The sequence below is a fragment of the Enterobacter cloacae complex sp. IR5459 genome (assembly GCF_049238005.1).
GTDB classification, from domain to species: Bacteria; Pseudomonadota; Gammaproteobacteria; order Enterobacterales; family Enterobacteriaceae; genus Enterobacter; species Enterobacter hormaechei_C.
Window position 1 is genome coordinate 1 of the sequence record NZ_JBMKIG010000059.1, and the last position, 1,236, is coordinate 1,236.

Genomic DNA, 1,236 nt, shown 5'->3' on the forward strand with positions numbered 1-1,236 from the left:
ACCCGATAGCAGTCGAAGGGTTCGAGTCAAAGAACGAAGGCACATATGCCCGGCCAACAATGGTGGTGGCGAACGTCACGGGTTTACTGACGGGCGTAAACCATGACTTCGACGACATGCTTGGGGTGGTGATCACCCGCCGTCAGGTTCCGGTGAAATACCTGGACGCGGTGAACTTCCCCAATGGCAACCCTGACGCAGATCCGACGCAGGAAGCGGTTTCCCGCTACGTTGTTGAGGAGATGACGGAAGAGACGTTCGAGCAGGTGACCTACACGCTGGCGACACCGATTGACTGCGACAACGCTATCATCCCGGCGCGAACCATCCTTGCCGACGTCTGCCAGTGGCTGTATCGCGGCGTCGGGTGCGGATATGACGGGCCGCCGGTTGCAGATGAGCGCGACAATCCTACCACTGACCCGGCGAAAGATAAGTGCTCTCACCGCCGTAGCGGCTGCCGCTTCCGTTATCCACGACCGGAACCAATGCCAATCAGCAGCTTCCCCGGCTCTCAGAAGGTTTCATGATGCAGGAATTACTCGATTATGCGGCATCGTCGCAGGATGAGGTGTGCGGCTTAATCCTGGATGGCGGGCAGTTGTTCCGCTGTCGGAATGTTCACCCGGAGCCTGGAAAGCACTTCCGAATCAGTGATGATGAGTGGCTGGCGGCCGAGGAGGCTGGAGAGGTGACTGCGGTATTCCACTCTCACCCAATGAACAGCCCGGTTCTGTCCGGCGCCGACCGTAAATGCCAGGTTGCATCGGGCCTTCCATGGGTGCTGGCCTGTAACGGGAAAATCAGAACGTTCAGGCCGGTGGATTACTTTTTGGGGAGGCGGTTCGAGCACGGAGTGACTGATTGTTACACGCTATTCCGTGATGCGTATCACCTGTGTGGCATTGACCTCCCTGACTTCGAAAGGACGAATGGCTGGTGGCTGAGAGGGGAGAACCTTTATCTGAACAACATGTCGCGCAATGGCTTCAATCAGGTATCGCCGGGAGAAGCGCTGCCAGGTGACGTAATAATCAGGCAACCATTCCCCGGAGCTGACCCTTGCCACGCAATGATTCTGCTCGATGACAATATGGTTCTTCACCACGATTGCTCAGGGCATTTAAGCCGGAGAGAGCAAATGCGCCCGGCATACGTTAAGCAGATGCATTCCATATGGAGACATGAACAGTGCTCATCTTTAAATTTGCAGGGCATTTACGCCGACATTTCCGC

At 56.2% G+C, this 1,236-nt stretch carries 2 protein-coding genes; both read left to right on the forward strand.

Annotated elements, in window-relative coordinates:
* A partial coding sequence (locus ACOTX4_RS25900; protein WP_421635513.1) for a phage minor tail protein L occupies positions 1-530 on the forward strand: 530 nt, incomplete at its 5' end.
* On the forward strand, positions 530-1,236 hold a 707-nt coding region (locus ACOTX4_RS25905; protein ID WP_421635514.1), incomplete at its 3' end, for a C40 family peptidase. The genes ACOTX4_RS25900 and ACOTX4_RS25905, both read left to right, overlap by 1 nt.